Origin of the sequence: Microcystis sp. M169S2 (genome assembly GCF_020245865.1) — a bacterium.
Classification (GTDB): domain Bacteria; phylum Cyanobacteriota; class Cyanobacteriia; order Cyanobacteriales; family Microcystaceae; genus Microcystis; species Microcystis ichthyoblabe_A.
Map to the genome: position 1 here is coordinate 1 of NZ_JADBUB010000262.1, position 2589 is coordinate 2589.

4 protein-coding genes and 1 pseudogene are annotated in these 2589 nt (G+C 36.8%); 3 read left to right on the forward strand and 2 right to left on the reverse strand.

The features are described from left to right. Positions 1-134 precede the first annotated feature (134 nt). A complete protein-coding gene (locus IM485_RS22870; protein WP_353846034.1) occupies positions 135-329 on the forward strand; it encodes a nucleotidyltransferase family protein in 195 nt (64 codons plus the stop codon). Between the two features lie 110 nt (positions 330-439). Next, the gene (locus tag IM485_RS22495) at positions 440-637 is read left to right on the forward strand and encodes a HepT-like ribonuclease domain-containing protein (RefSeq protein WP_272948701.1); all 198 of its coding nucleotides are present in this window, start codon (positions 440-442) and stop codon (positions 635-637) included. Positions 638-696: 59 nt separating this feature from the next. On the opposite strand, the gene IM485_RS22500 is transcribed toward IM485_RS22495, so the two are convergent. Next, a complete protein-coding gene (locus tag IM485_RS22500; RefSeq protein WP_104395229.1) occupies positions 697-1080 on the reverse strand; it encodes a hypothetical protein in 384 nt (127 codons plus the stop codon). 443 nt (positions 1081-1523) lie between these two features. On the opposite strand from IM485_RS22500, the gene IM485_RS22505 reads away from it, so the two are divergent. Continuing rightward, positions 1524-1955, forward strand: coding sequence for an acyl-CoA thioesterase (locus IM485_RS22505; RefSeq protein WP_192575956.1), 432 nt, complete (start codon positions 1524-1526; stop codon positions 1953-1955). 194 nt (positions 1956-2149) lie between these two features. On the opposite strand, the pseudogene IM485_RS22510 reads toward IM485_RS22505, so the two are convergent. Then, positions 2150-2455, reverse strand: a pseudogene (locus IM485_RS22510) (FtsX-like permease family protein); the annotation flags it as partial. Positions 2456-2589: the final 134 nt, after the last annotated feature.

A 2589-nucleotide genomic window follows, 5' to 3' on the forward strand; every position in this document is an offset into this window, starting at 1 on the left:
GAGCAAGTTTCTTTGTTCTATGTTAAGATGTTGGGGGCTTCGTTTTTGGGTCTGATTTGTGTTTGTTAATGATCAGACAGTACCTGATGAGCCTTTCTTTGTCAACTCTTGAGGTTGATGCGTTTCATTTTTGAATTGGCGCAACACCAGACAGCAATCTTGATATATTAGTTGAATTTGAATCAGGCCATCACTTTGGTTTATTGACCTTTTGTCGCCTAGAAAACTATTTTAGTGCTTTGTTAGGCGTTCAAGTTGATTTAGTCATGAAAGATAGTCTTAAACCGAAAATTGGCGAGCAAATTCTCTCAGAGGTTATTTATTTATGATTGAGCGATATAGTGAAGATTATTTAAGAGATATGTAAGAAGCAATTGGTTTAGCGATTGCATTCACAGAGGGAATGGATTTTGATAATTTTTGTTAAGATAAAAAGACGATTTTTGCCGTTACCAGAGCCATTTTAATTATCGGTGAAGCTGTTAAGAAAATTCCTGAGAATATTAGACAACAACATCCTCAAGTTACTTGGAAAGATATCGCTAAAATGAGAGATAAAGTAACTCATCAATATTTTTCTGTTAAATTAGATGTGGTTTGGGATACTGTTAAGCAAGATTTACCTTTTCTTCATTAATTAATGACTAGGATTTTGGCAAATAATACAGACTGGAATACAAAGTCAAAATAAAATAATTAATTGACTTTTTGAGCTACTTCTGCTAAACAATCAAAGTGACGACCATATTTAACAATAATCGTCATTGATCCTTGATAATCAATTAATCCTGTCATTACCGCTTTAACTGCACCAATTTCTTGATTAACGAATCGTTCCCAATTTTCTCTAGTCGCTGAAAAAATCGGTAAAGATTCATCCATGTCCTCAATCAGTTCTAAACTAACAATCTGACCCTGATCATCCCATTCTGAACAAACAGAAACCCCCTGATGATCACTAAACCAAAGAATTACTTTTCCCAATTTAGCGAACTTTTTATCTAAGTTTTCTTGTTCGTTCCATGTCGTTTGATAGGCAGACCACCATTCTTGAGAAAAACGAGTTAACGGTTGATTCATGAGTTATAATCAGAAAATAAAAAACTTGTGTTTAGTTTATCATTATCAGGATAACCTATGATCATCTTAAAATTCCTACTATAACTCAGGGTAAGCGCATCTTAACAATCCTTGACAAAATGAACTTTATATGGTTTGCCTACCCAGAGCGCAGTTTAGACATATTTGAGTAGAATTTGTGGCGTTGCTGATTTGAGATATGAATCTTCTTTTCTGGTATTTTTAAAACCTAGAGCCAAACTAACTTTTTCATCTGATGCACAGTTGGCATTCATACCTTGATTCAGCAACGCCGAATTTGTCATCGCAGTTGAGATCATAACTATTCTGATTGACTGGTATGATTGCAAATGTGTAGAGGACAAGCAGCCGACAAAATTGGTCAATTGTCAATAGCGTTCTTTTACAACCGTTGTTAATCTCGAAAAAATTGCTAAATAATCATGATAAAAGCCTACGAATATCATCACATTGTCAGTTTTCAAGAAACCAATTTAGTTGGTAATGTTTATTATGCCAATTATGTGCAATGGCAAGGTCGTTGTCGGGAAATGTTTCTCAAAGATAATGCCCCAGATATTATCACAGAATTATCCCAAGGATTGGCTTTAGTAACGGTTCGAGTATCCTGTGAGTATCTGTCCGAATTATTTGCCTTTGATCATGTTATTATTCGGATGCGTTTAGGAGAGATTAAACAAAACCGAATTACCATGTTATTTGAATATTGGCGAGTGACTGATGAAGGTGAAGAATTAGTGGCAAAAGGAGAACAACAAACGGCCTGTATGCGACGAGAGGATAGTGAAACCAGACCTACTCCAATTCCTGCTCAACTGCAATTAGCTTTAGAGAACTATCACATCCCGATCTAAAGGATAACCTGGGGAATGTGAGATAAAAATAACCGATAAAAAATGACTCTCCTAGACTGGTTATAGCCAATTAGTGGTTTAAATGAGCTTAACTCGAAACTTCCGCCGCTTTCATTTATCCCAGCATGAGCGGACTCCTGTTGAGGCGGCTGGCCTAGATGACCACACTACCCGTAAACCTTTTCAAACATACTCTAAAAAATATCGGCAGGATCGGCATATTGAAGCTTATTAATAGCCGTGGCTCCAGCAATCAAGGACATGAGCAAGGTTAAGCCAAAGACGAATATTGCTCTAGTAGGGGTCATTTCAATGGGAAGTAAGGTGTATTTTTGGGTAAAATAATACTGAATCATCCCTAATAAAAAGCCAGGAATATAACCCAATACTGCGATAATCAGAGCTTGCTGAAAGACAAGCAAGAGAAGATAACGATTGTGATATCCCATTGCTTTTAGAGTTGCATATTCTGCTAAGTGTTCTGCAACGTTGGTATATAGCGGTATGCACTTGCATGAGGTACAATAGAAGAGGACAATAAATTATAGACCTAGGCAGGAGCCACGACCCGATGAAGCCCTATTCTTTAGACTTGCGACAAAAGATCATCGAGACCTACGAGGAGAATAACCTC